Genomic DNA, 22,295 nt, shown 5'->3' with positions numbered 1-22,295 from the left:
AAGTCAATGGAGGAGCCGATGCCCAAGATCGTCGATCACGACGAGCGCCGGCGCGAGGTCCTGTCAGCCGCCCGCCGGGTGATCGTCAGGGACGGGATCGACGCCGCCACCACGCGGGCCATCGCCAAGGAGGCCGGATACTCCAACGGCGTGCTCGCCCACTACTTCGCCGACAAGGACGAGATCCTGCTGTCGGCGCTGCGCCAGTCGCACCAGCGCATCCGCGACCGGCTGACCCGCAAGGTCGAGGGCGCGACGGGGCTGGCCGCGCTGCGCGAGCTGCTGCTGGACAACCTGCCGCTGGACGGCGAGCGCACCCAGGAGTCGCGCCTGGAGGTCAGCTTCTGGAGCCGCAGCCTGGCCTCGGAGCGCCTGGCCGAGGTCCAGCGCAGGGAGGCGGACGAGCTGCGCGCCGCCGTACGCGACCTGCTGGCGCAGGCTCGTGCGGCGGGTGAGCTGCGCACCGACGACAACCTGGACGACCTCACCGAGCACCTGCTCGCCCTGGTCGACGGCCTCAGCCTGCACCTGCTCCTCTACCCGGGCCGGCTCAAGCGCGTCGACGTCGAGCGCCTCATGCTCCAGGCGCTGGATCGTTTGTGACCGTTGATGTATTTCGGACGACCGACTACATTTGCCGCGCATGAGCCTGCGCGAGCAGTTGTGCGAGTACGGTCGGCGCGCGGTCGAGCTCGGCCTGGTCATCGGCACGTCCGGCAACCTGAGCGTGCGCGAGGGGGATCTGGTCGCGGTGACCCCCTCCGGGGCGGCGCTCGACCGGCTGACCCCGGAGATGTGCCCGGTCGTGGACGTCGAGGGCTACCTCGTCGAGGGCGACCTGCAGCCGTCCAGCGAGACCCCCATGCACCTGGCCGTCTACGCGACCACGGACGCCAAGGCCATCGTGCACACGCACTCGGTGTTCGGCACGATCGTGGCCACGACGATGACCGAGCTGCCGCCCGTGCACTACAACGCGCTGCTGCTCGGCGGCGTGGTCAAGGTGGCCGAGTACGCCACGTACGGCACGCCCGAGCTGGCCGCCAACGTCCGGGCGGCGATGGAGGGCAAGAAGGCCGCCCTGATGGCCAACCACGGCGGGGTGACCGTCGGGGCGACGCTGGAGGAAGCGTTCGAGGCCACCCGGCTGCTGGAGTGGCTGTGCGAGGTCTACGTCCGGGGGCTCAGCGTGGGCAAGCCGGCCGTCCTCACGAACGAGCAGCTCAACGCGGTGATCGAGCGCGCGCTGAACCCCCCGACGTTCCCTCGTCGCCTATGAGAGCGCCGCCTGCTCCGCCAGTCCCAGCGGCAGCCCGCCCGACCCGGCGATCCGGTCGTGGAACTCCTTCAGCGACCCCTGGAACGACTCCCGGATGCGGTCGATCTCGATCGCGCCCGTGAGGTAGGAGGGCGCCTGCGTGGGCCACGCGCAGTAGCGGTTCACCTCGCCCTGAGCGGTGCCCGGCGACAGCGACGCCCTGGTCGCCATGAACGTCTCCGCCTCCTCGATCGACATGTCCTCGCAGTGCAGCGCGGTGTCCACGACGATCCTGGCGGCGCGGAAGATCCGGCAGTCCAGGTGGGCCAGCTCGGTGGCGGGGGTGTCGAAGTAGCCCTGCTCGTGCAGGAGCTTCTCCACGTACAGGGCCCAGCCCTCGGTGAAGTACGGGGTGCGGAAGACCTTCCTGGCAGTACGGGGGTTGCCCGCCATGTACGACAGGTGCCAGTGATGCCCCGGGTAGGCCTCGTGCACGGCGATCGAGGGCATCTGGGCCCGCGAGTTCGTACGGAGGCGCTGGCGTACCTGCTCGGGGGTGAAGTCGTCGGGCGTGTAGGGGACGAAGAAGACGCCCTTGCGCGAGGCGCTCAGCGGGGGCGGCGCCAGGTAGTGGGCGACGGACAGCACCGGACGGGTGTACTCGGCGGACGGGAGCACGTCGCACTCCTCGCCGTCGGCGAACGTGACCAGGTCCCGCTCCCGCACGAACTCCCTGGCCCGCTGGGTCTCGGCCGCGTACTCGGCCCGCATGTCGGCCAGGGTCGGCGGATGGTCGTCCATGAGGAACTCCATCGCCGCCCGCCAGTCCTCGCCGCCGTTGACCCGCAGCGCCACCTGGCGCATCCGCGCGTCCAGCTCGGCCCAGGCGGCCTTGCCCTTCTCATGCAGCTCGGCGGCGCCGTAGCCGAGCATCTCGCGTTCGCGCAGCAGTGTGGAGTAGAGCTTCTCGCCCATCCGCCAGGTGCCACCGCACTCGAAGCCCTCGAGGAAGGCGACCAGCTCGTCGAACGCCCGCGCGGCCGGTTCGGCGGCCTCGGCCAGCTTGGCGGCCAGGTCGGGGTCCTCGACCATGGACGGGATCGTCCGCGTGAGGAAGTTGCGGCCGGTGCGGGCCTGGCCGAGCCCGCGCTTGATCAGCAGCGGGGCGGCCAGCTCGGGGTCGAGGTTGGCGCGGCAGGCGGCCAGCACGCCGGGCACCTCGGCCAGGCGGGAGACGGCCGAGGACACCAGCTCGGGCTCCGGCTTGAGGCGCCGCTGGAACGGCGTGTACATGGAGGAGAAGATCGCGGACAGGTAGACGGCCGGGTCACGCCGCCACTCGGGCCAGGAGGCGAGCGCGGTCGAGCCTCTCAGCTGGGAGAGGACCAGATCTCTGTCGATGGCGTCGTCAAGGGTGGCCGTTTGGAGGGAGGAGAGGCGGTCGAGCCAGCGGGCCTCTTCCCGCTCGCGGGCGGTCCAGCCGGAGGCCGTCAAGTCGCCGAGGGTGTGATCATAACCGTCGGCCCCCAGTAAGCTGGCCACGACGGGACGGTCGGAAAAGTACCACTTGAGAAACTCGTCCACCAATGCACCATATCCTGTGGAAATGCCCCTGCAGATCACTGGCGCGCTAGGCGACCCTGACCTGATCCGCCTCCCTTGGGAGGTCCCCCTCCAAGACTGGCCGCAGTACCATCTCGTGGATCTGCCGCGCGGCATTTCACGGCACGTGGTGCGGTTCGCCCGGCTGTCCGGCAAGGTGTACGCGATCAAGGAGATCAGCGAACGGTACGCCAAGCGCGAATACCAGCTGCTGTGGGACCTGGCCCGCCTCGACGCCCCCGCCGTGGAGCCCGTCGCCTACGTGACCGGCCGCGAGGAAGGGCTGGACGCGGCGCTGATCACCCGGCATCTGCAGTTCTCGCTGCCGTACCGCGCCGTCATGTCGGGCACGCTGCGGCCCGACACGCTCACCCGCCTGCTGGACGCGCTGGCCGTGCTGTTAGTGCGACTGCACCTGAACGGGTTCTACTGGGGCGACTGCTCGCTGTCCAACACGCTGTTCCGCAGGGACGCCGGGGCCTTCGCCGCGTACCTGGTGGACGCCGAGACCGGCGAGATGCACCCGATGCTCAGCGAGGGGCAGCGGCTGGCCGACATCGACACCGCGCACACGAACATCTTCGGCGAGATGCTCGACCTGGAGGCCGGCGGGCTGCTGCACCCGTCCATCGACCCCATGGAGACCGCCGAGGACATCGTCACCCGCTACCACCGCCTGTGGGACGAGATCACCCAGAGCGAGATCATCGAGGAGGTCGACTGGCACCGCGTGGAGCAGCGGATCCGCCGGCTGAACCTGCTCGGCTTCGACGTGGCCGAGATGATGGTGCGGCGCAAGGTCGGCACCGGGCGGCTCATCGTACGGCCCAAGGTCGTGGACTCCGGCCACCACCAGCGGCGGCTGCTCCGGCTGACCGGGCTCGACGTGGAGGAGAACCAGGCGCGGCGGCTGCTCAACGACCTCGACGGGTTCCGGGTGGCCAAGGGGCTGCGGCACGAGGACGAGGCCATCGTGGCGCACCGGTGGCTGGCGGAGATATTCCAGCCGACGGTCGAGGCCATCCCCGCGGAGCTGCGCGGCAAGCTGGAGCCCGCGCAGCTCTTCCACGAGATACTCGACCACCGCTGGTACCTGTCCGAGGAGACGGGCGCGGACGTGGGGCTGGCCGCGGCCGTGAAGTCGTACGTGGACAACGTGCTCGTCCACAAGCCCGACGAGAAGGCGCTGCTCCCGGAGGAGGCGGCTCAGTAGGCCACGGTTATGCGCTTGCGCGGGTGGGCGCCGTTCTCCAGCTCGTCCGCGACGGCGACCGCGTAGTCCTCGGCCGAGATGAAGCTGCGGCCCTCGCGGTCGGCGAGCAGCGTGTCGCCGCCGATGCGGTAGACGCCGGTGCGCTCGCCCGGCGCGATCTCCGCGGCCGGTGAGATGTAGGTCCAGTCCAGGTCCTCGACCTCCCGGTAGAGGCCGAGGGCCGACCTCTGGGCCTTGGACTCCTTTTTGTAGAGCTCTGGGAAGTCGGGCGTGTCGACCAGGTCCTGTCCCGGCGCGATCTGGAGGCTGCCGGCGCCGCCCACGATGATCAGCCTGCGTACGCCGGCGGCGCGTACGCCCTCGATGAGCGCGCGGTTGGCGTCCAGGAACGGCGGCTCGGGCTCGGTGCCGTCGCGGGGCGGGGCGATGGCGGAGACGACGGCGTCGTAGTCCTTGGCCAGGGTGGCGGCGTCGTGGACGTCACCCTTGACGGGGCCCTTGCGGCTGACGGCGGTCACCTGGTGGCCGCGATTCGCGAGCTCGGTGGCTATGCGCTGGCCGATCATGCCGGTCGCGCCAAAGAGCAGGATCTTCATGTGCGCCAGAGTATCCATCGGATACTGGTTACTTCATCGTGCTATAAGTACCTTATGGATACCGGCGATGTCTTCGACCCTAACTGCCCGACCCGGGTGGTTCTGGATCGGATCGGCGATAAATGGTCGGTGCTGGTACTCCTCAGTCTCGCCCACGGCCCCATGCGCTTCACCGCCCTCCGGGGTCGGATCGGCGGGGTCACCCCCAAGGTGCTGACGCAGACGCTGCGGGCCATGGAGACGGACGGGCTGGTGACGCGGGAGGTGTTCGCGGAGGTGCCGCCGCGGGTGGAGTACGAGTTGACGTCCCTGGGGCGCTCACTGCACGAGCCGATCTCGGCGGTGGCGGCATGGGCCGAGGGCCACATAACCGAAATCCTCACCCACCGCACCCAATCCGCCTAACCTCCACCCGGCCCTCTCGCCGCCGCGCCGCCCGCCGCGCCGCCGCGCCGCCCGCCGCGCCGCCCGCCGCCGCCGTCGCGTCGTCGGAGCGCTCACCGCTCGCCGCGCCGCCCGCCGCTTGCCGCCGTTGCTCTCGCGTCGTTGGAGCGGCCGCCGTCCAGGCGCCGTACGCGTTGCGCCGGGTGCCGCCGTGACTCCTCTCGCCGCACCGGCGCCGGAGGGCTCCGGGGGTGCACTGTCGTCGTCCGTGCCCGCCCCTCATCACCGCACCGCCCGCGCCCCGCCACCGCGCCCCGCCCCTCAGTGGCCCGACATCGCCGCTCGCCGCCGCCCCCGCGTTACCGCGCGCTTCCGTAGTCGAGGACGGTCGGTAATGGTGGCGGGGTTCCGGACATGGGGTGAGTGGTGGTGGACCACAGTGAGGAGAACGGATGGGAGCCGATCCCGAAAGCCGGTTCGAGGCGATATACGAAGCGGCATACCCCCAACTGCTCGGATACGCCTTACGCCGATGCCCGGACCCGGACGACGCGGCCGACGTCGTCGCGGAGACGTTCATGGTCGCGTGGCGCCGGATAGAGGAGGTGCCCGAAGGCGACGAGGCGAGGTTGTGGCTGTTCGGGGTGGCCAGGAAGGTGCTGGCCAACCAGCGGCGCGGCGAGCGGCGGCATGAGCAGCGCACCGCCGCCCTGCGCGAGCAGCTGGCCGCCTCGCCGCTCGTCGCCGAGTTGCCCGGCGACGACCTCTCGCAGATGGGCAAGGTGTTCCGGGCCCTGTCCGGGGACGACAGGGAGTTGCTCGCTCTCGTCGCGTGGGAGCGGCTGGATCCTGGTCAGATCGCCAAGATCCTCGGCATCTCGCGCAACGCCGTGCGGGTCAGGCTCTTCCGTGCGCGAAAACGCTTCGCCCGTGGCCTGGCCGAGGCCGGGGTCGAGTACTCGAATGCCGTCGCGATCGAAGGGAGCAGCCTGTGAGCATCCGTAGGGAGCAGCCCGTGAACATCGCCGAGCTCGCCCGCGTACGGGACGAGGATCTGGCCGGGGACCCGGTGGGGCAGGCGTCCGGCGCGGGGGCGCGGGCGCTGAGGGAGTCGATCATGGCCGAGGAACGGGTGCCGGTGCGCAGGCGTTCCCCGCGCAGAGGACGGTGGCTCGGGCTGGCCACGGTGGCGGTCGCCGCGTCCGTCGTGCTCGTCGTCGGAGTGCCGTTCGGCGGGCCGGTCACCGAGTACGCCAACGCCGCCGTCTCGGTCAAGGCGGGCGACGACTACCTGGAGGTGGCGATCAACGATCCCGAGGCCGAGGCGGCGGAGTTCACGGAGGCGTTCCGGGCGGTCGGGCTGGACGCGGAGGTGAAGAAGGCGCCGGTGGCGCCGGAGGACGTGGGGGAGCTGGTCGGCCCGATCATGGACGGAGAGTTCCCGCCCGGTACGGGCGTGAGCGGATCATGGACCGAGGACTGCGCATCCGCCTGGTGCGGCACGGTCTCCATCCCCATCCACTTCAAGGGAAAGGTCATCTTCGGGATCGGCCGACCGGCCGCGCCGGGGGAGCGCTATGCCACCCAGGGCCAGATCTCTCCGCCCTCCGACGGTGGGATGATCGACGGCTACAAGGCTCACGGCAAGCGGGTCTCCGAGGTCAGGGCCGACATGGAAAAGCTCGGGCTGAAGATCACGTACGTGGTGATGTGGACCACCAGCCCCGACGGCAGCGGCGAGGGGTACAAAGTGGACGGCGCGTACGTCAAGGACGACTGGACCGTCGCTTTTGCCAGCAAGACCGCGTCCGACACCGTCCGGCTGTCGGTCGACGCCGGTCCCGGGGTGCCGCTGGGGTCGCTGCCCAAATCCGCCGTGTTCGACGATCCCGACTGGTGGAAGGACTGAGCCCGCTCTTGCCGTCCACACTCTCGTCCGCGATGCTGGCATCTGGCCAGGCGAGTGGATCACGGCAGGGAACACGGCAAGGTCACGTCTCGATTGCGCCCCCTTGACGCGTGTCGGCGGCCGTTCGTACGTTCGGGCAAACGTTTAGGAAACTTTCCTAATTCAGGAGCCCTCCATGACCCATCCGGGCGAGATCACTCGGCGTCAGCTGCTGCGCCGCCTCGGTATGACCGCGTTCGTCGCCGGCCCCGGTGCGGGCCTCCTGAGCGCCTGCGCCACGGCCGGCACGGGCGGCGAGCCGTCGGCCGCCCCCAGCATCACCGCCTCGGCCGGCAGCAAGAACCCGTTCGGCGTCGACCCCAAGAAGCCGCTGGAGGTGGTCATCTTCAGCGGCGGGTACGGTGACGCGTACGCCAAGGACCTGCACGAGGAGCTCTACAAGAAGGAGTTCCCCGGCGTGTCGATCAAGCACAACGCCACCCAGCAGATCGGCACCCAGTTACGCCCGCGCTTCGCTGGCGGCGACGTGCCCGACGTGCTCAACAACTCCGGCCCCGACTCGATGGACCTGGCCGCGCTGGCCGCCGAGAACCACCTCGCCGACCTGACCGTGCTCTTCGACGCCCCGTCGATCGACGACCCGGCCAAGAAGATCCGCGACACCGTCACCCCCGCCGTGATCGACAACGCCAAGATCAATGGCAAGGACCTCGTCCTGAACTACACCGTCTCCCACCGCGCGCTCTGGTACAACGCCAAGCTGTTCGCGTCCAAGGGGTGGTCGCTGCCGAGGACGTGGGCCGAGTTCACGGCGCTGGGGGACACGGCCAAGCAGGAAGGCATCCTGCTCTTCGCGTACCCGGGGCAGAAGGGCCCGTACTACCAGCTCTGGAACGTCCTCTACACGGCCGCCAAGATCGGCGGGAACCAGGTCATCATCGACATCGACAATCTGGTCGACAACGCCTGGAACGCCGAGCCGATGAAGCAGGCGGTCACGGCCTGGGTGGACATCCAGGCGAAATATGGCGACAAAGCGTACTTCGGCCTCGACCACACCCAGACCCAGGTCAAGCAGCTCCAGAACAAGCTGCTCTTCTACCCCGTGGGCTCCTGGGTCGAGAACGAGATGGCCAAGGACAAGCCCGACGACTTCGAATACGCCATCGCCCCCATTCCCGACGTCACCGCCGCCGACAAGATGCCGTACGGCGCCATCCAGGTCGGCGTCGGCGAGAACTTCGTCGTCGCGGCCAAGGGCAAGAATCCGCAGGGCGGCCTCGAATACCTGCGCATCATGCTGTCCAAGGACGGCGCGCGCGGATTCACGGAGAAGACCGAGAACCTCACCGTGGTGAACGGCGCCGCCGCCGGACTCGACCTGCCCGCCGGACTGATGAGCGCCGCCAAGGCCCAGGACGCGGCCGGCCAGAACATCATCACCGACGCGCGTTTCGAGGGCTGGTACAAGGAGCTGTTCGACTACGGCACCCAGCAGATCAACGTGGTCATGGCCGGGCGCATCACCCCGGAGAGGTTCTGCGCGAACATGCAGAAGAAGGCCGACGAGATCAAGAAGGACGACGCGGTCGCGAAGCAGACGCGGAGCCAGTGAGCAGATGGAGCGGCTGCGCAAGTACGGGTTCGTCGCCGGATTTCTCGTCGTCCCCCTGGCGCTCTATTCGGTCTTCGTCATCAGCCCCTATGTCCAGGCGTTCCAGCTCTCCCTGACGAGCTGGAACGGATACAGCTCGATCGTGCGGTACGTGGGGCTGGACAACTTCGGCCGGCTGTTCGACGACGAGGTGTTCTGGCAGGCCCTGCGCAACCACGGGATCATGCTGCTCGTGCTGCCGATCGCGACGATCGTCATTGCGCTGTTCCTGTCGTTCCTGCTGAATCTGGGCGGCGGCACGCGCGGCGCGGGCATGAGAGGGGTCTGGGGGTCGAAGTTCTACCGGGTGGTGTTCTTCTTCCCCCAGGTCCTGGCCGTCGCCGTGGTGGGCGTGCTCTTCCAGGCGGTCTACCGCCCCGACGCGGACGGCGTCATCAACGGCGTGCTCGCCAGATTCGGCGCCGAGCCCGTCGGCTGGCTCACCGAGCCCGACCTCGCCCTCTGGTCGATCATCGCGGTGATGATCTGGCAGGGCGTCGGCTTTTACGTGGTGCTGTTCTCGGCGGGCATGGCGGCCATTCCCAAGGACTATTTCGAGGCCGCCGCGCTGGACGGCGCCGGACGCGTCCGGCTGTTCTTCTCGATAACGCTGCCGCTGTTGCGCGACACCATCCAGGTCGGCTGGATCTACCTGGGGATCGCGGCCTTCGACGGATTCGCTTTGGTGCAGGTGCTGGCCGGTGACAAAGGCGAGCCGGACGGTGCCACGACCATTCTCCCGGTCACCATCTACAAAACGGCTTTCGCCTACAACAAGGTCGGATACGCCTCCGCGATGGGCGTGGCGCTGTTCTTCCTCACCGTGACCTTCGCCGTGCTGACACTGCGGACGACCAGGCGTGAAAGGGTTGAGCTCTAGATGGCCAGAAACAGGCCGCGGCCCGGCGTGCTCAACGGGCTCTCGCACGTGGCGCTGGCCGTCTGGGCGTTACTGATCATCCTGCCGCTGCTGTGGACGTTCCTGGCGTCGTTCAAGAACAACACCGAGATCTTCGGCGACCCGCTGCAACTCCCGGGGCCGCTGCGGCTGGACTCGTGGGGCCGGGCCTGGGACAAGGCGCACATCGGGCAGTACATGTTCAACACCGTGGTCGTCGTCTTCTTCGGCACGGCGGGCACGATGTTGTTCGGGTCGATGGCGGCGTACGTGCTGGCCCGCTACACCTTCATCGGCAACAAGCTGATCTACTACTACTTCGTGGCCGGGTTGGCGTTTCCCGTGTTCCTGGCCCTGGGGCCGCTCTTCTTCGTCGTCAAGCAGTTGGGCCTGCTGAACTCCCACGTCGGGCTCATTCTCGTTTACATCGCCTATTCCCTGCCCTTCACCGTCTTCTTCCTGGCGGCGTTCTTCCGGACGCTGCCGGAGACCGTCGCCGAGGCGGCGATGATCGACGGCGCCTCGCACACCCGGACGTTCTTCCAGATCATGGTGCCCATGGCCCGGCCCGGCCTGATCAGCATCACCATCTTCAACGTCCTGGGCCAGTGGAACCAGTATCTGCTGCCCCTCGTGCTCCTGGCCGGCGACCCGGACAAATGGGTCCTCACCCAGGGCATCGCCAAGATCTCCACCCTGGCCGGATACGAGGCGGACTGGCCGGGCCTGTTCGCCGCGCTGAGCATGACGATCCTGCCGGTCATGGTCGTCTACATCATCTTCCAACGGCAGATCCAGTCCGGGCTCGGCTCGGGGGCGCTGAAGTAACGTGGCGCCATGAGCGAGAACCTGCCCGAATGGCGGCGTGAGGGCGACGAGATCCGTCGCACGATCGAGGCGCCCGACTTCCCCACGGCCATCCGCATCGTCGACGAGATCGCGGTCAAGGCCGAGGAGCTCAACCACCACCCCGACATCGACATCCGCTGGCGTACTCTCCACCTGGTCCTCACCACCCACGACGCGGGCGGGCTCACCGACCTCGACTTCACGCTGGCGGCCGTCATCGATGACATCGCGGCGAAACACGGCGCCTAACCGCTGAATACTCACCGTAGTAGCTCGATTACTCGTTAGAGTGGGTGCCCTCCCGGAGCCCTCCTGTCGAAGGGGCTCGAACCATGGAGGGTCTCATGCGCGTGCCCGCACTCTTGCTCATCATGCTCACCGCAGCCTGCGCGGGCCCGCCCGCCCCGCTCCAGCAGGCCATGGGCCCCAGCGAGGGCCCCAGCGAGGGGGCCACGAGCGCGGCGATCAGGCTGTCCGGCGAGGGGGAGTTCACCGCCTCCGACACCGCCGCCATCGTCTACGACCGCAAGCTGGTCCCGCAGGGCGCCCAGGGCAGCGCCCACGTCGAGTCGGCCGACGGCCAGACCCGCACGACCCTCGTCGTCGAGGGCCTGCTCCCCAACCGCCACTACGGCGCCCACCTGCACGTCAAGCCCTGCGGGAAGAAGCCCGACGAGGCGGGGCCGCACTACCAGCACAAGGCCGGCGAGATCAGCCCGGCCAGCGAGGTCTGGCTCGACTTCACCACCAACGGTGAGGGCGCGGGCCGCTCGTCCGCCCGCAACGACTGGGTCCTCGACCCGGCCAAACTGCCCGGCTCGCTCGTCATCCACGCCAAGGCCACCAAGACCTCAGGTCCGGAGGTCGGTACGGCGGGGGACCGCGTGGCCTGCCTGACCCTTAAAAAGGTGTCGTAACCACCCAGTCACGGGCATAATTACACAATTACATAACGGAAGGTGTAGTTGTGACCCAGTGGCAGCCACCCAGATTACGGCTGTTCGAAGACGCGCACCGCAGGGCGACCTGGCTGGAGCTCCTGTACGACCTCGTCTTCGTCGTCGCCGTGGCCGAACTGGCCGATGTGCTCCCCACGAGCCTGCCGGCCTTCGTGGGCCTGTTCGTACCGATCTGGTGGGCCTGGCTGGGCTACGTCTTCTACGCCAACAGGTTCGACACCGACGACGTCAGCCACCGGTTGCTCGCGCTGCCGCAGATCCTGGCCGTGGCGGCCATGGCGGCGAGCGTGAGCGACATCGAGCAGCGTTCCGGACTTTTCGCCATCGCGTATGCGGTGGTCAGAGTGCTGCTGATCGTGGCCTACGTCCGCGCCGGTCGCCACGTGCCCGAGGCTCGGCCCCTGACGACCCGCTACGCCATCGGGTTCACGGTCGCGGTGCTCATCTGGCTGGCCTCGCTCGCCGTCGACCCGCCCCAGCGCTACGCGTTCTGGGCCGTCGCCCTCGCGATCGACCTCGTCACGCCCCTGCTGACCCGGCGGGCCCAGGGCAAGCTGCCGCCGCAGTCCGAGCACCTGCCGGAGCGCTTCGGCCTGTTCGTGGTGATCGTCCTGGGCGAGGTCGTGGCGGCGGTCGTCCTCGGGCTGAAGGGCCACGACGTGACGCCGGGCACGCTGATGATCGCCCTGGCCGGGGTGGCGATCGCGATGGGCTTCTGGTGGCTGTACTTCGGCCACACCGACGAGTCCGTCGTGCTGCGTACCCGGCTGGCCGGACAGGTGTGGGTCTACTCGCATCTGCCGCTTTCGCTGGGACTGGTGGCGTTCGGGATCGGGATCGAACACGCGATCATGGACCCGTCCTCGTCGAGCTGGTCCTTCGGGCTGCCCGCCGCCGTGGTGCTCGCCGTGCTCGGCCTGCAACACCTGTGCTCGTCCGACCGGCGGGCGGGCGCCATCCGCCTCGGCGCGGCGGCGCTCACGCTCGCCACCTCGGCGCTTCCCGTGGCCGCCGCGCTGCCCCTGATCATCCTGTACGCGGCGGCGCAGGTCGCGTACGACCTGTTCCGCCCGCAGCCGGAAGGTGTCGCATGACCGCCAAGGACCTGTTCGACCGCCAGCTGGCCGCCATCGCCGACCGCGACCTGGAGGCGCTGCTGGGCCAGTATCACGACGACGCCACGGTCGTCCGCTTCGACCGCGTCGCCCGGGGCCCCGCCGAGATCAGGGACCTGTTCGCCGCGTACCTCTCGGCGGAGCCCAAGGTGGACGAGATCGTCTCGGTGCGGACGACCGACGACGTGATCTTCTACAACGCCCTGATGACGATCGCCGGGAACCGCGTCACCACGTACGGCACCCTGGTCGTCAGGGATGGCAGGATCTGGCGGCAGACGGCGGCCGCCGCCCCCGTCACCTGATCGCGGCCGCCATCGGCTGCCACGGCGCCGCGTCGAAGATCAGCATGATCGTGCTGATCTTCCCGCCGCGGAGGCGGAAGTGCTCGGCCGTGCGCTGGATCCCGGCCGGTGTCGCCGTGTGCACGTCGTAGACCAGCGTCGCCTCCGACTCCCCGTACAGCTCGCTGATCATCTCCACCTCCGTCACCACCCGCAGGAAGCCTTCCAGCCCGGCCAGGTGCCCGGCCGGGTCGGCGGAGGAGATGAACGGGCTCCTGAACGAGAACGGCTCGCCGACCAGCGCCGCCGCCTCCTCGACCGCGCCCCGGAAGCGGGCGTCGTGATAGGCCCTGACGACCTCGCGCGCGCTCATCGGGCCTCCTGGGCGGCCAGGTGCTCGGCCAGCCGCTGCTGGTTGCCGGCCAGCCGCAGGCACAGGTGGCGCAGCGACGTCAGCTCCTCGGGGGAGAACCCGCGGAAGATCGCCGCCATGGCGAGCTGCGACGGCCTCCTGAACGCCTCGATCCAGGCCCGCCCCTCGGGGGTGATCCGGGCCAGCACCGACCGCCGGTCGCGCCGGTCCTGGACCCGCTGCACGAGCCCGTCCTTCTCAAGGGTGTCGACGAGGCCGGTGGCGTTCCTCGAACTCACGCCCGCCGACTGGGCCAGCTCGCCGATGCTGACGCCGTCGTCGTCCGCGTCACTCAGCCGCAGCAGCAGGTCCATCGCCCCGGAGCTGAGCCCGCGGCCCTCGCTGCCGTGGGCGCGCATGCGCTCGATGGCCTGGAAGGCGGTGCGGACGGCGGCGGCGGCTTCGAAGGTGAGGGTGTCGTCGCCGGCGAGCCGGCTCATGGCGGCTCTGGCGTTGGGGTCGTAGAGCAATCCGGTGTCATCGTGTTCTAGCTTCATAATGAAGCGATACTTTATTACGTACTTCCACAAATCGCCACTCAGTCGGCGCTCTCGGCGGCCTGCAGGTTCTTCCGCAGCGCCGTGGTGATCGGCTCGATGGGCGCAGACAGCTGCTCCACCCTGTGCTGGTGGCGGCGCCACTCCCGGCCGGGCAGGACCGTCTTGAGCTGGGCTGCCGCGGCCAGCGCGGCCAGGACCCGGACCTCCGGGCTCAGCCGGCTGACGGGCCGGCCGCCGTGGACCGCGCGGGCGACGCGCTCGACGAGCCTGCGGGAGAGGTGTGGCCTGCGTGGCGTGACCCGTTCGACCGGGAACAGCAGAACCCGGTGGCGCTCCACCCGGACCAGCCGGGCGGCCTCCAGCTCGTCGCGGACCAGCCGGTACGCCTGCGCGTGGTCCTTGCGGATCCAGCTCCCCCACGACCGGGGCGGAGAGCCGGCGATCTGCTCCCAGACGGCCGCCTGCAGCCGGCCGGGGGCGGCGGGGGCGGTGACCGCCCGCGCCTTGCCCGACTCGTCCGCCAGGCTGCCGCTCGTCATGAGCTCGGCGAGCGCCGCCGCGCGCAGGAGGCAGCCCAGCCGGCGGCGGTTGGTCGGCCGTTCCTTGCGGAGGTCGAAGGCCAGCAGGAAAACCGACCTCGGCGGGGACTCACCCTGCTGTGTCGTCGTCCGCGGTTCCATCCGCCGTCTCCCCTCCTTCCAGGGCTTCTTCGGTCTCCGGGGCCTTGCGCGGGCGCCCGCGGGGGCGCATGCGCCCCACGCTGTCGGGCAGGCGACCGGCCTCCGAGAGGGCCTTGCGCAGCAGGAACTCGATCTGCGAGTTCGTGCTGCGCAGGTCGTCGGCGGCCCACTTCGCCAGCGCGTCGTGGACCACCGGGTCGAGCCGCAGCAGGATCTTCTTCCGCTCCACGGCGATTACTGGTAGAGCGTGCCGGTGTTGACCACCGGCTGGGTGTCACGGTCGCCGACCAGCACCACGAGCAGGTTGCTGACCATGGCCGCCTTGCGCTCCTCGTCGAGCTCCACCACGTCGTGCTCGGCGAGCCTGGCCAGGGCCATCTCGACCATGCCGACCGCCCCCTCGACGATCCGCTGCCTGGCCGCCACCACCGCCCCGGCCTGCTGGCGGCGGAGCATCGCGTGGGCGATCTCCGGCGCGTACGCCAGGTGGATGATGCGCGACTCGATGACCTTCACCCCGGCCGAGGCCACCCTGGCGCCGATCTCCGCGGACAGCCGCTCGTTGATCTCGTCGGCGTTGTCCCGCAGCGACAGCCGCGGCTCGCCGTGCGCGTCGTACGGATAGCTGCCCGCGATGTGCCGCACCGCCGTCTCCGCCTGGATCGCGACGAACTCCACGAAGTCATCCACCTCGAACACCGCCTGCGCCGTGTCCTGCACCTGCCAGACCACCACGGTCGCGATCTGGATCGGGTTGCCGTCCGCGTCGTTGACCTTCGTCACCTCGGTCTCGTGGTTGCGGATCCTCGTGGACACCCGCCGCCGCAGGGTGAACGGGTTGACCCACTGGAAGCCCGGCGTCCGCAGGGTGCCGACGTACCGGCCCAGCAGCTGGACGACCCGCGCCTCGCCGGGCGCCACCGCGGTGAGCCCGCAGCACAGCGTCGCGCCCACCAGGACCACGAGGGGGGCCGCCACCACCAGCCACGCGCCGGACTGCCCGGCCCCGCCGGCGAGCATGATGATCCCCAGCGCGAGTAACGCCGCCCCGCCCAGGATCAGCACCACCGCGACCCCCAGCAGCACGAATCCGTTGGCCGCCCGGACGGGGTGCTCGCTGGTGTGCGGCGCCGGCATGTCCACGACGGTCCCTTCGAACGATGTGTCTGTCATCGCCCGTCCCCTTTTCTAGCTGACTTTGTCTGCTATCAAAGTGATATCACTTTTTGGGCGCACGGGGAAGAGGCCTCGGCTCGGGAGGATCGGCCGGTCAGCCGAAGACGGCGGGCGGGGGGACGGGGGCGAGGACCGGGTCGCCGTCCTTGATGGGGGCGGCGCCGGCGATGAAGTTCGTCAGCGCCTCGCCGTGCACGCATCTCGCCTGCGTCAGCCCGCCCGCCGCGCGCCGCGTCAGGAGGTCCAGCGGCAGGCCCGTACGGGACGCGGCCACGATCAGGTTGCCGAAGCGGCGGCCCCGCATGATGCCCGGCTCCGCCAGCAGGGCCACGTGGCCGAACGTGCCGGTCACCGTGGCGAGCAGGCGCCTGGCGAAGGCCAGGCCCTTGCCGTCGGCCAGGTTGATCAGGAGGGTCCCGTCCGGGCGGAGGATCCTGGCGATGTCCCCCATGTACTCGGTCGTGGCCAGGTCCACGGGCATCGTCGCCCCCGTGAAGGCGTCCAGCACCACCAGGTCCGCCGAGTCGTCCCACACCTTGGCGGTGCCCTCGCGGCCCCCGGCCACGATGACCTTCAGGCGGGGCACCGAACGCAGGTCCAGCTGCTCGCGTACCAGATTGACGAGGAGGCCGTCCGGCTCGATGACGATGTGGCGGGAGCCGGGCCGGGTGGCGGCGACGTAGCGGGGGATGGTGCAGGCGCCGCCACCCACGTGTACGCAGCTCAGCGGTCCTTCCGACAAAAGGTCGATCACATCCGCCATGAGTCGTACATACTCAAATTCCAGAAATGTCGGGTCTTGAAGATCAACGTACGACTGAGGTACACCATCTTTGGACAGCACCCAGCCGTCCTGCCTGTCCAGGTCGCGGAGAAGCTCGACCTCGCCGAACGTCACCGGATACACGCCGGGCATCGGTTCCCGTTGTCCTCGTGCCACGCTGATCCCCTCCTGGGAGAAACCGTATGCGACGACGAAGGCTGATTGTGCTCGTTATCGCACTTGTCGCGGTAGTTGGGGCGGGTGCGTTCGCAGTCGCGGCGTCGAACCGGGTCAAGGGGAGCGCTTCCCAGACCGCCGCGGACTACTTCGACGCCTGGCGCAAGGGTGACGTGTCGCGCATGGCGCGCCTGGTGTACCAGCCGCCGGCCGACTTCGCCGTCCGGCATCACCGGCTGACGGAGGAGCTCCACATCGAGTCCATCCGGCTGACCCCGGGGCGGTTGAAGAGCACGGGGGAGGGGGCCGCCGAGGTGCCGTTCGCCGGGGTGCGGCAGCTCGCCGACCTCGGGGCGTGGCCGTTCGACAGCACGTTGCGGCTCGGCGTGCGGGACCGGGCCTGGAAGGTGCTGTGGGCCCCGGAGACGCTGCACCCCCTGCTCAAGGACGGCGGCACGCTGGAGCTGGACGAGGTCGACGCGTCGGTGACCGAGCTGGTCACCAGCGAGGGCGAGCGGATCCCGAACGACAGCTACGCGGACGCCTATCTCAATCAGCTCAAACCCGAGTTCGGGTCGTCGTCCCGCGGCTGGGAGCTGGTGTCGAAGGCGCCGGGGCAGCCCGCCAAGCAGCTGCTGACCCGCCTGCCCAAGGCGGACGTCGAGCGCACCACGCTGTCGCGGCCCGTGCAGGCGGCGGCCGCCAGGGCGCTGGACGGGGTCGACGACTCCGCGATGGTCGTCATCCGGCCGAGCACCGGCGAGATCCTGGCGCTGGCCGACCGGCTCAAGAACAACTACAGCGCGGTCCGGGACGTCTTCCCTCCGGGGTCCGTCTTCAAGACGATCACGGCGGCGGCGCTGCTCGGGAGCGGGCTCGACCCGGCGGCGGAGGTCCGGTGCCCCGGCACGTACACCATCCCGTTCCACGCGCCCTTCAAGAACGACGGCGAGGTGGACCGCGGGCTCATCAGCTTCACCGACGCGTACGCGTACTCGTGCAACACGACGTTCGTCGAGCAGGCCACCACCAGGCTCACCGCGGACCAACTGCGTGAGACGGCGGACGAGTGGGGGTTCAGCCGGCAGATCGCGACCGGCATCGGCGGCACCTGCGGGGCCATGCAGGAAACCGACGATCCCGACATGTTCGGCCTCGACGCGATCGGCCAGGGCCAGGTGGTCGCGACGCCGCTGTGCATGGCCGCGCTCGCCGCCGCCGTGCAGAGCGGCACCTGGCGCTCGCCCCGGCTGCTGTCGGACGCGGAGGTGCGCCGGATCGACGGCATCCCGCACAAGGACGTGCGGATGGACGAGGGGATCGTGGCCTCGCTCAGGGACATGATGGCCGCCGTGGTCGATCACGGCACGGCGAGCGACATGGGGCTGCCGGCGGGCGTGGCGGGCAAGACGGGGACGGCCGAGGTGCCGGACGAGGAACTCTCGCACGCGTGGTTCATCGGCTACCGGGACGACCTGGCCTTCTGCGTCTTCGTACGGCACGGCGGCTCGGGCCGGCAGGCCGCCGTCCCCATCGCCGCGCGTTTCTTCAACGGCCTCTGAGCTGCGAAAGGCCACCCCCGACGGACGCCTCCGCCTTTCCCTCAAAGGCCCCCAGCCCCTGACCGCGAGCACCTTGGGGTCGGTGAGAAGGCGACCCTAACCTACGGTACCGTAGGTTTCATGACGACCATCACCGTCAAGCCCAGGCTGCGAGGCTGGTTGCACACCGGGGCGCTGCCCGTGACGCTGGTCGCGGGGTTCGTGCTCGTGGCGCTCGGCCCGACCTTGCAGGCGCGGGTGGCCTCCGCCGTCTACGCCATCACGTCCGGTCTGTTGTTCGGGATCTCGGCGACCTATCACCGGGGCACGATGGGGCCGCGGCTGGCGGAGTTCCTGCGCCGGTTCGACCATGCCAACATCTATTTGATCATTGCCGGCACGTACACGCCTTTCGCCCTGCTCGCGCTGGACGGGGTGGCGAGGATCGCGGTGCTCTCCGTGATCTGGGGCGGCGCGCTGGCCGGGGTGCTGTTCCGGGTGTTCTGGATGGGTGCGCCGCGCTGGCTCTACACCGTCCTCTACCTGGCGCTGGGCTGGACCGCGATCTTCGTGATGCCGCAGTTGCTGGCGGGCGCGGGCGTGGCCGCCGTCGCGCTGGTGGCCGTCGGGGGCGTCTTCTACTCGGCCGGGGCCGTCGTGTACGGCCTGCGCCGCCCGGACCCGTCGCCCCGCTGGTTCGGCTTCCACGAGGTGTTCCACGCCTTCACCCTGGCGGCGTACCTGGTCCAGTACATCGCGGTGTCGATTGTGGTTTATTCGCACGTGTGATGAACCTTGGGGCAGAGCAGTACATCTCGGTGACCACGTACCGGAGGGACGGCACCCCCGTCGCGACCCCGGTGTGGGCCGTGCAGGACGGTGACGCGGTGGTCTTCTGGACCGTCGCCGACTCCGGCAAGATCAAGCGGATCCGGAACAACCCCGAGGTCAGCGTGGCCGGGTGCGACGTCCGGGGCAAGGTGAAGACCGAGCCGGTCAAGGGCCGGGCCGTGGTGCTGGACGCGGCGGAGACCGAGCGGGTGCGCGGGCTGCTGCGGCGCAAGTACGGCCTCATGGGGCGGATCACGCTGCTCGGCAGCAGGCTCCGCAGGGGGAGCACCGGCACCGTTGGAGTGCGGGTCACCGACATTTGACCCCACACTGGTCTGATTTCGGGCATTACCTGGAAATCAGATCAGTATGGGAGATATCACACGGTCGTGGTGGCTTCTACTCATACGCGGCCTCGCCTCGCTGATCTTCGGCATCCTGGCGCTGATCTGGCCGGCGATCACGCTGCTCGTGCTCGTGATCTTCTTCGGTGCGTACGCGCTGGTCGGCGGTGTGGCTGAGCTGTTCGCCGGGTTCCGGCACGGGGCCGAGTCGCGAGCTTGGCTAATCATCTCGGGAATTATCGGGATATTGGCCGGTATCGCGACATTTATCTGGCCGGGCATCACGTCACTGGCTCTGCTCTACGTCGTGGCCTTCTGGGCCGTCTTCGCGGGCGTTTCGGAGATCATCGCCGGCATCAAACTCCGCAAGTCCATCGACAACGAATGGATGCTCATCGTCGGCGGCATCCTGTCGCTGATCTTCGGCATCCTGCTGCTCATCTGGCCGGCTGCGGGACTGCTCAGCCTCGTCTGGCTGGTCGGCATCTTCGCGATCCTGCACGGCATCGCCATGATCGCCCTGTCGTTCCGCGTGAAGAACTTCACTCGCAGGGTAGGTATGCCGTAAATTTTGCGTAGATGTCCGTGTTCCTCAAGAGGAACATCCGGTCAGACCGACGCACGTGGAGTCGCTATGGACGTACACGCCCGCCTCGCCCGCCACCTGCTCGTCGACGGATACCGGCTCGTGCTCGATCTCGAGCTCAGCCGCGGCTCCTGGCTCGTCGACGCCCGAAACGGCCGCCGCTACCTCGACTTCTACACGTTCTTCGCCTCGGCCCCGCTCGGGGTGAACCCGCCCTTCGACCCCGACTTCGCCCTCCTGCTCGGCCAGGTTGCCCGGAACAAACCGGCGAACCCCGACATCTACACCGAGCATCTGGCGGACTTCGTCGACACCTTCGTCCGCGTGCTGGGCGACCCCGACCTGCCGCACCTGTTCTTCGTCGAGGGCGGCGCCCTGGCCGTCGAGAACGCGCTCAAGACCGCCTTCGACTGGAAGAGCCGCCGCAACGAGGCCGCCGGACGCTCGCGTGACCTGGGCACCAAGGTCCTGCACCTGGCCAAGGCCTTCCACGGCCGCAGCGGCTACACCCTGAGCCTCACCAACACCGAGCCGGGCAAGACCGACCGCTTCCCCAAGTTCGACTGGCCGCGGATCGACGTGCCCGCCATCCACTTCGGAGACGTGGAGGCCGCCGAGGAGCGCGCGCTGGCCCAGGCCCGTGAGGCGTTCGAGCGGAATCCGCATGACATCGCCTGCTTCATCGCCGAGCCCATCCAGGGCGAGGGCGGCGACAACCACATGCGGCCCGAGTTCCTGCAGGCCATGCAGCATATGTGCCATGAGTACGACGCCCTGTTCATCCTCGACGAGGTTCAGACGGGCGGCGGGACGACCGGGACGCCGTGGGCGTACCAGCAGCTGGGTCTCGCTCCGGACGTGGTGGCCTTCGCGAAGAAGGTGCAGGTGGGCGGGATCATGGCGGGCCGCCGGGTGGACCTGGTGCCGGACAACGTGTTCCGGCAGAGCGGGCGGATCAACTCGACCTGGGGCGGCGGCCTGGTGGACATGGTGCGCAGCCGGGGCATCCTGGAGATCGTCGAACGCGACGGCCTGATCGCCCGCGCCGGCGCCCTCGGCAACGTGCTGCTCGAAAGCCTCACCAAGCTGGAGGCCGAGCGCCCCGAGTCGATCTCGAACGTCCGCGGCCGGGGCCTGATGTGCGCGTTCGACCTGCCCGACCAGGCCGAGCGCGACGCCCTGGTGACCCGCCTCAGGGAGGAGCACGGGGTGCTGGTGCTGTCCTGCGGGCCCCGTTCGATCCGCCTGAGGCCCGCGCTGAACATCCCGGAGGCCGACGTCGACCACGGCCTCCGGGCCCTGTCGGCGGCTCTTACTGCGTGACGCTGGTGGCCGCGCGGCGCGGCCCGAAGTAGCGCCAGAAGAAGTTCAGCAGAACGGTCATGCGGTTGCGCCCGCCCAGCAGGTACGCCACGTGGATGAAGATCCACGCCAGCCAGGCGGGCAGCCCGTACATGATCAGCCCGTTGGACAGCTGCAACACGGCCTCCGCCTTGCCGACGGTGGCCATGATGCCCGGATCGTGATACTTGAACGCCGCCGGTGACCGCCCCCGGTGCACCGCGACGATCTGCCGCCCCACGTGCTCGCCCATCTGGATCGCCGGCTGGGCGAGCTGGGGGAGCGGATTGGGCGGCCCCGCCAGGTCGCCCGCCACGAAGATCTCGGGATGGTCCGGTACGTTCAGCGCCTGCGTGACCGTGATCCGCCCGCCCTTGCCCTGCGGCAGGCCCCAGTCGCCCGCCTGCTTGGGCGCGGTGACGCCGAGCGCCCACACGGTGACGTCGGACGGCAGTCGCGTGCCGTCGGACAGCACCACGGCGTCCGGCTCGACGGACGCCACCGTGGCGCCCAGCCGCAGGTTCACCCCTCGCTTGCGCAGCGCGGCCGCCGCCCTGTCGCGCAGCCGCGGCTTGTACGGCGCCAGCACGTAGTCGAACCGCTCCACCAGCGTCACGCTGGTCTGCTCCGGCTTGATCTCGGGATGCGTCAGCGGCAGCGTGCGCCGCCGCAGCTCGGCCAGCGTGCCCGCCATCTCGACCCCGGTCGCGCCCGCGCCGACCACCACGACGTGCACGCTCTCGCGCCGGCCCGCCGCGGTGTCCTCCAGGTAGTCCTGGAACCGGCGGCGCAGCACCGCCGCGTCGCCGAGCGAGTAGATGGGCAGCGCGTTCTCCTGCGCGCCCTCGATGCCGAGCCAGTTGGTGGTGACGCCGGTGCCCAGCACGAGGTAGTCGTACTCGATCCCGCTGCCGTCGTCGAGTTCCACCCGCCGCTCGCCCGGCAGGATCTTGCTCAGCGCGGCCCGCCGCGCCCGCACGTTGGGCCACCTGGCGGCGAACGTGCGGATCGGGTACGACACGTCCGCGCTGCCCATGCTGGCGGTGGCCACCTGGTAGAGGAGGGGTTGGAAAGTCGCGTACGGGTTGCGGTCGATGAGCGTCACCAGCGCTCCGGCCTTGGCCAACTCCTTGGTGGCGGCCAGCCCGGCGAATCCGCCGCCCACCACCACGACCCGCGGTCTCTGAACCATGCCATGGGGTCTGCCCCTGAATGCGCTCACG

The 22,295-nt window shown here is 69.4% G+C and carries 27 protein-coding genes; 18 read left to right on the top strand and 9 right to left on the bottom strand.

Going from position 1 to position 22,295, the window contains the following annotated elements:
* Nucleotides 1–18: 18 nt before the first annotated feature.
* Together ABZX61_RS29955 and ABZX61_RS29950 are read left to right on the top strand one after the other, a co-directional pair.
* Nucleotides 19–603, top strand: coding sequence for a TetR/AcrR family transcriptional regulator (locus ABZX61_RS29955; RefSeq protein WP_355199521.1), 585 nt, complete (start codon nt 19–21; stop codon nt 601–603).
* Between the two features lie 40 nt (nt 604–643).
* Nucleotides 644–1,279, top strand: a complete 636-nt coding sequence (locus ABZX61_RS29950; protein ID WP_350728193.1) for a class II aldolase/adducin family protein — start codon at nt 644–646, stop codon at nt 1,277–1,279.
* On the opposite strand, the gene ABZX61_RS29945 is transcribed toward ABZX61_RS29950, so the two are convergent.
* Nucleotides 1,274–2,800, bottom strand: a complete 1,527-nt coding sequence (locus ABZX61_RS29945) for a DUF885 domain-containing protein (protein ID WP_355199520.1) — start codon at nt 2,798–2,800, stop codon at nt 1,274–1,276. The two genes, ABZX61_RS29950 and ABZX61_RS29945, sit on opposite strands and share 6 nt — an antisense overlap.
* 64 nt (nt 2,801–2,864) lie before the next feature.
* On the opposite strand from ABZX61_RS29945, the gene ABZX61_RS29940 reads away from it, so the two are divergent.
* Nucleotides 2,865–4,073: a DUF4032 domain-containing protein gene (locus tag ABZX61_RS29940; RefSeq protein ID WP_355199519.1), complete on the top strand. Its 1,209-nt coding sequence runs from the start codon at nt 2,865–2,867 to the stop codon at nt 4,071–4,073.
* On the opposite strand, the gene ABZX61_RS29935 is transcribed toward ABZX61_RS29940, so the two are convergent.
* Entirely contained in the window at nt 4,067–4,669 is a 603-nt protein-coding gene (locus ABZX61_RS29935; RefSeq protein WP_355199518.1) for an NAD(P)-dependent oxidoreductase, read from the bottom strand. The genes ABZX61_RS29940 and ABZX61_RS29935 overlap by 7 nt on opposite strands.
* A gap of 54 nt (nt 4,670–4,723) precedes the next feature.
* Here ABZX61_RS29935 and ABZX61_RS29930 point away from each other — a divergent pair, with 54 nt between their 5' ends.
* The 10 genes from ABZX61_RS29930 (at nt 4,724) to ABZX61_RS29885 (ending at nt 12,742) form a co-directional block, all read left to right on the top strand.
* Nucleotides 4,724–5,074: a helix-turn-helix domain-containing protein gene (locus ABZX61_RS29930; protein ID WP_355199517.1), complete on the top strand. Its 351-nt coding sequence runs from the start codon at nt 4,724–4,726 to the stop codon at nt 5,072–5,074.
* Nucleotides 5,075–5,505: 431 nt separating this feature from the next.
* Nucleotides 5,506–6,048 (top strand): sigma-70 family RNA polymerase sigma factor, encoded by a 543-nt coding sequence (locus ABZX61_RS29925; protein WP_355199516.1) that lies wholly within the window; start codon nt 5,506–5,508, stop codon nt 6,046–6,048.
* The gene (locus ABZX61_RS29920; protein WP_355199515.1) at nt 6,045–6,962 is read left to right on the top strand and encodes a hypothetical protein; all 918 of its coding nucleotides are present in this window, start codon (nt 6,045–6,047) and stop codon (nt 6,960–6,962) included. The genes ABZX61_RS29925 and ABZX61_RS29920 overlap by 4 nt, the downstream gene beginning before the upstream one ends.
* A 175-nt stretch (nt 6,963–7,137) precedes the next feature.
* Nucleotides 7,138–8,577 carry an N-acetylglucosamine/diacetylchitobiose ABC transporter substrate-binding protein gene (gene ngcE / locus ABZX61_RS29915; protein ID WP_355199514.1) on the top strand — a complete coding sequence of 480 codons (1,440 nt, stop codon included), beginning with the start codon at nt 7,138–7,140 and terminating at the stop codon, nt 8,575–8,577.
* Nucleotides 8,578–8,581: 4 nt separating this feature from the next.
* Nucleotides 8,582–9,496, top strand: coding sequence for a sugar ABC transporter permease (locus tag ABZX61_RS29910; protein WP_350728185.1), 915 nt, complete (start codon nt 8,582–8,584; stop codon nt 9,494–9,496).
* Entirely contained in the window at nt 9,497–10,342 is an 846-nt protein-coding gene (locus ABZX61_RS29905; protein ID WP_355199513.1) for a carbohydrate ABC transporter permease, read from the top strand.
* A gap of 9 nt (nt 10,343–10,351) precedes the next feature.
* Entirely contained in the window at nt 10,352–10,612 is a 261-nt protein-coding gene (locus ABZX61_RS29900; protein WP_185067795.1) for a 4a-hydroxytetrahydrobiopterin dehydratase, read from the top strand.
* Between the two features lie 95 nt (nt 10,613–10,707).
* Complete coding sequence (locus ABZX61_RS29895) at nt 10,708–11,280, top strand: superoxide dismutase family protein (RefSeq protein WP_355199512.1); 573 nt, start codon at nt 10,708–10,710, stop codon at nt 11,278–11,280.
* Between the two features lie 50 nt (nt 11,281–11,330).
* The gene (locus tag ABZX61_RS29890) at nt 11,331–12,416 is read left to right on the top strand and encodes a low temperature requirement protein A (protein WP_355199511.1); all 1,086 of its coding nucleotides are present in this window, start codon (nt 11,331–11,333) and stop codon (nt 12,414–12,416) included.
* Nucleotides 12,413–12,742, top strand: coding sequence for a nuclear transport factor 2 family protein (locus ABZX61_RS29885; protein ID WP_355199510.1), 330 nt, complete (start codon nt 12,413–12,415; stop codon nt 12,740–12,742). The genes ABZX61_RS29890 and ABZX61_RS29885 overlap by 4 nt, the downstream gene beginning before the upstream one ends.
* Here ABZX61_RS29885 and ABZX61_RS29880 read toward each other — a convergent pair.
* The 6 genes from ABZX61_RS29880 to ABZX61_RS29855 form a co-directional block, all read right to left on the bottom strand.
* Nucleotides 12,735–13,094 (bottom strand): hypothetical protein, encoded by a 360-nt coding sequence (locus tag ABZX61_RS29880; protein WP_355199509.1) that lies wholly within the window; start codon nt 13,092–13,094, stop codon nt 12,735–12,737. The genes ABZX61_RS29885 and ABZX61_RS29880 overlap by 8 nt on opposite strands.
* Nucleotides 13,091–13,630: a MarR family transcriptional regulator gene (locus tag ABZX61_RS29875; protein ID WP_350728179.1), complete on the bottom strand. Its 540-nt coding sequence runs from the start codon at nt 13,628–13,630 to the stop codon at nt 13,091–13,093. Before ABZX61_RS29875 ends, ABZX61_RS29880 begins: the two co-directional genes overlap by 4 nt.
* Nucleotides 13,631–13,671: 41 nt before the next feature.
* Nucleotides 13,672–14,313, bottom strand: coding sequence for a GPP34 family phosphoprotein (locus ABZX61_RS29870; protein ID WP_355199508.1), 642 nt, complete (start codon nt 14,311–14,313; stop codon nt 13,672–13,674).
* Nucleotides 14,282–14,548, bottom strand: coding sequence for a hypothetical protein (locus ABZX61_RS29865; protein ID WP_350728298.1), 267 nt, complete (start codon nt 14,546–14,548; stop codon nt 14,282–14,284). Before ABZX61_RS29865 ends, ABZX61_RS29870 begins: the two co-directional genes overlap by 32 nt.
* A complete protein-coding gene (locus ABZX61_RS29860) occupies nt 14,548–15,486 on the bottom strand; it encodes an SPFH domain-containing protein (RefSeq protein WP_355199507.1) in 939 nt (312 codons plus the stop codon). The genes ABZX61_RS29865 and ABZX61_RS29860 overlap by 1 nt, the downstream gene beginning before the upstream one ends.
* A gap of 97 nt (nt 15,487–15,583) precedes the next feature.
* On the bottom strand, nt 15,584–16,405 hold the full coding sequence (locus ABZX61_RS29855) for a fused MFS/spermidine synthase (RefSeq protein ID WP_350728176.1): 822 nt from the start codon (nt 16,403–16,405) through the stop codon (nt 15,584–15,586).
* Nucleotides 16,406–16,476: 71 nt separating this feature from the next.
* On the opposite strand from ABZX61_RS29855, the gene ABZX61_RS29850 reads away from it, so the two are divergent.
* The 5 genes from ABZX61_RS29850 to lat all read left to right on the top strand — a co-directional run bounded on the left by ABZX61_RS29850 (nt 16,477) and on the right by lat (nt 21,054).
* Nucleotides 16,477–17,991: a penicillin-binding transpeptidase domain-containing protein gene (locus tag ABZX61_RS29850; RefSeq protein ID WP_355199506.1), complete on the top strand. Its 1,515-nt coding sequence runs from the start codon at nt 16,477–16,479 to the stop codon at nt 17,989–17,991.
* 120 nt (nt 17,992–18,111) lie between these two features.
* Nucleotides 18,112–18,759, top strand: coding sequence for a hemolysin III family protein (locus ABZX61_RS29845; RefSeq protein ID WP_355199505.1), 648 nt, complete (start codon nt 18,112–18,114; stop codon nt 18,757–18,759).
* Nucleotides 18,759–19,124: a PPOX class F420-dependent oxidoreductase gene (locus ABZX61_RS29840; protein WP_355199504.1), complete on the top strand. Its 366-nt coding sequence runs from the start codon at nt 18,759–18,761 to the stop codon at nt 19,122–19,124. The genes ABZX61_RS29845 and ABZX61_RS29840 overlap by 1 nt, the downstream gene beginning before the upstream one ends.
* A gap of 46 nt (nt 19,125–19,170) precedes the next feature.
* A complete protein-coding gene (locus ABZX61_RS29835; protein ID WP_355199503.1) occupies nt 19,171–19,713 on the top strand; it encodes an HdeD family acid-resistance protein in 543 nt (180 codons plus the stop codon).
* Between the two features lie 66 nt (nt 19,714–19,779).
* Nucleotides 19,780–21,054, top strand: coding sequence for an L-lysine 6-transaminase (gene lat, locus ABZX61_RS29830; protein ID WP_355199502.1), 1,275 nt, complete (start codon nt 19,780–19,782; stop codon nt 21,052–21,054).
* Here the strand turns inward: lat and ABZX61_RS29825 are convergent.
* Complete coding sequence (locus tag ABZX61_RS29825; protein ID WP_350728170.1) at nt 21,044–22,264, bottom strand: NAD(P)/FAD-dependent oxidoreductase; 1,221 nt, start codon at nt 22,262–22,264, stop codon at nt 21,044–21,046. The genes lat and ABZX61_RS29825 overlap by 11 nt on opposite strands.
* Nucleotides 22,265–22,295: the final 31 nt, after the last annotated feature.

The sequence above is a fragment of the Nonomuraea sp. NPDC003709 genome (assembly GCF_040610775.1).
GTDB lineage: Bacteria > Actinomycetota > Actinomycetes > Streptosporangiales > Streptosporangiaceae > Nonomuraea > Nonomuraea angiospora_A.
Note: the sequence above shows the minus strand (reverse complement) of the source record. Positions and strands in the feature narration are given on the sequence as shown.

Excerpts from the sequence above, each read along its gene's own strand:
- ABZX61_RS29955 (WP_355199521.1), top strand. The coding sequence starts at position 19 with ATGCCCAAGATCGTCGATCACGACGAGCGCCGGCGCGAGGTCCTGTCA.
- ABZX61_RS29950 (WP_350728193.1), top strand. The coding sequence starts at position 644 with ATGAGCCTGCGCGAGCAGTTGTGCGAGTACGGTCGGCGCGCGGTCGAG.
- ABZX61_RS29940 (WP_355199519.1), top strand. The coding sequence starts at position 2,865 with ATGCCCCTGCAGATCACTGGCGCGCTAGGCGACCCTGACCTGATCCGC.
- ABZX61_RS29935 (WP_355199518.1), bottom strand. The coding sequence starts at position 4,669 with ATGAAGATCCTGCTCTTTGGCGCGACCGGCATGATCGGCCAGCGCATA.
- ABZX61_RS29930 (WP_355199517.1), top strand. The coding sequence starts at position 4,724 with ATGGATACCGGCGATGTCTTCGACCCTAACTGCCCGACCCGGGTGGTT.
- ABZX61_RS29925 (WP_355199516.1), top strand. The coding sequence starts at position 5,506 with ATGGGAGCCGATCCCGAAAGCCGGTTCGAGGCGATATACGAAGCGGCA.
- ngcE (WP_355199514.1), top strand. The coding sequence starts at position 7,138 with ATGACCCATCCGGGCGAGATCACTCGGCGTCAGCTGCTGCGCCGCCTC.
- ABZX61_RS29910 (WP_350728185.1), top strand. The coding sequence starts at position 8,582 with ATGGAGCGGCTGCGCAAGTACGGGTTCGTCGCCGGATTTCTCGTCGTC.
- ABZX61_RS29905 (WP_355199513.1), top strand. The coding sequence starts at position 9,497 with ATGGCCAGAAACAGGCCGCGGCCCGGCGTGCTCAACGGGCTCTCGCAC.
- ABZX61_RS29900 (WP_185067795.1), top strand. The coding sequence starts at position 10,352 with ATGAGCGAGAACCTGCCCGAATGGCGGCGTGAGGGCGACGAGATCCGT.
- ABZX61_RS29895 (WP_355199512.1), top strand. The coding sequence starts at position 10,708 with ATGCGCGTGCCCGCACTCTTGCTCATCATGCTCACCGCAGCCTGCGCG.
- ABZX61_RS29885 (WP_355199510.1), top strand. The coding sequence starts at position 12,413 with ATGACCGCCAAGGACCTGTTCGACCGCCAGCTGGCCGCCATCGCCGAC.
- ABZX61_RS29880 (WP_355199509.1), bottom strand. The coding sequence starts at position 13,094 with ATGAGCGCGCGCGAGGTCGTCAGGGCCTATCACGACGCCCGCTTCCGG.
- ABZX61_RS29875 (WP_350728179.1), bottom strand. The coding sequence starts at position 13,630 with ATGAAGCTAGAACACGATGACACCGGATTGCTCTACGACCCCAACGCC.
- ABZX61_RS29870 (WP_355199508.1), bottom strand. The coding sequence starts at position 14,313 with ATGGAACCGCGGACGACGACACAGCAGGGTGAGTCCCCGCCGAGGTCG.
- ABZX61_RS29860 (WP_355199507.1), bottom strand. The coding sequence starts at position 15,486 with ATGACAGACACATCGTTCGAAGGGACCGTCGTGGACATGCCGGCGCCG.
- ABZX61_RS29855 (WP_350728176.1), bottom strand. The coding sequence starts at position 16,405 with ATGCCCGGCGTGTATCCGGTGACGTTCGGCGAGGTCGAGCTTCTCCGC.
- ABZX61_RS29845 (WP_355199505.1), top strand. The coding sequence starts at position 18,112 with ATGACGACCATCACCGTCAAGCCCAGGCTGCGAGGCTGGTTGCACACC.
- ABZX61_RS29840 (WP_355199504.1), top strand. The coding sequence starts at position 18,759 with ATGAACCTTGGGGCAGAGCAGTACATCTCGGTGACCACGTACCGGAGG.
- ABZX61_RS29835 (WP_355199503.1), top strand. The coding sequence starts at position 19,171 with ATGGGAGATATCACACGGTCGTGGTGGCTTCTACTCATACGCGGCCTC.
- lat (WP_355199502.1), top strand. The coding sequence starts at position 19,780 with ATGGACGTACACGCCCGCCTCGCCCGCCACCTGCTCGTCGACGGATAC.
- ABZX61_RS29825 (WP_350728170.1), bottom strand. The coding sequence starts at position 22,264 with ATGGTTCAGAGACCGCGGGTCGTGGTGGTGGGCGGCGGATTCGCCGGG.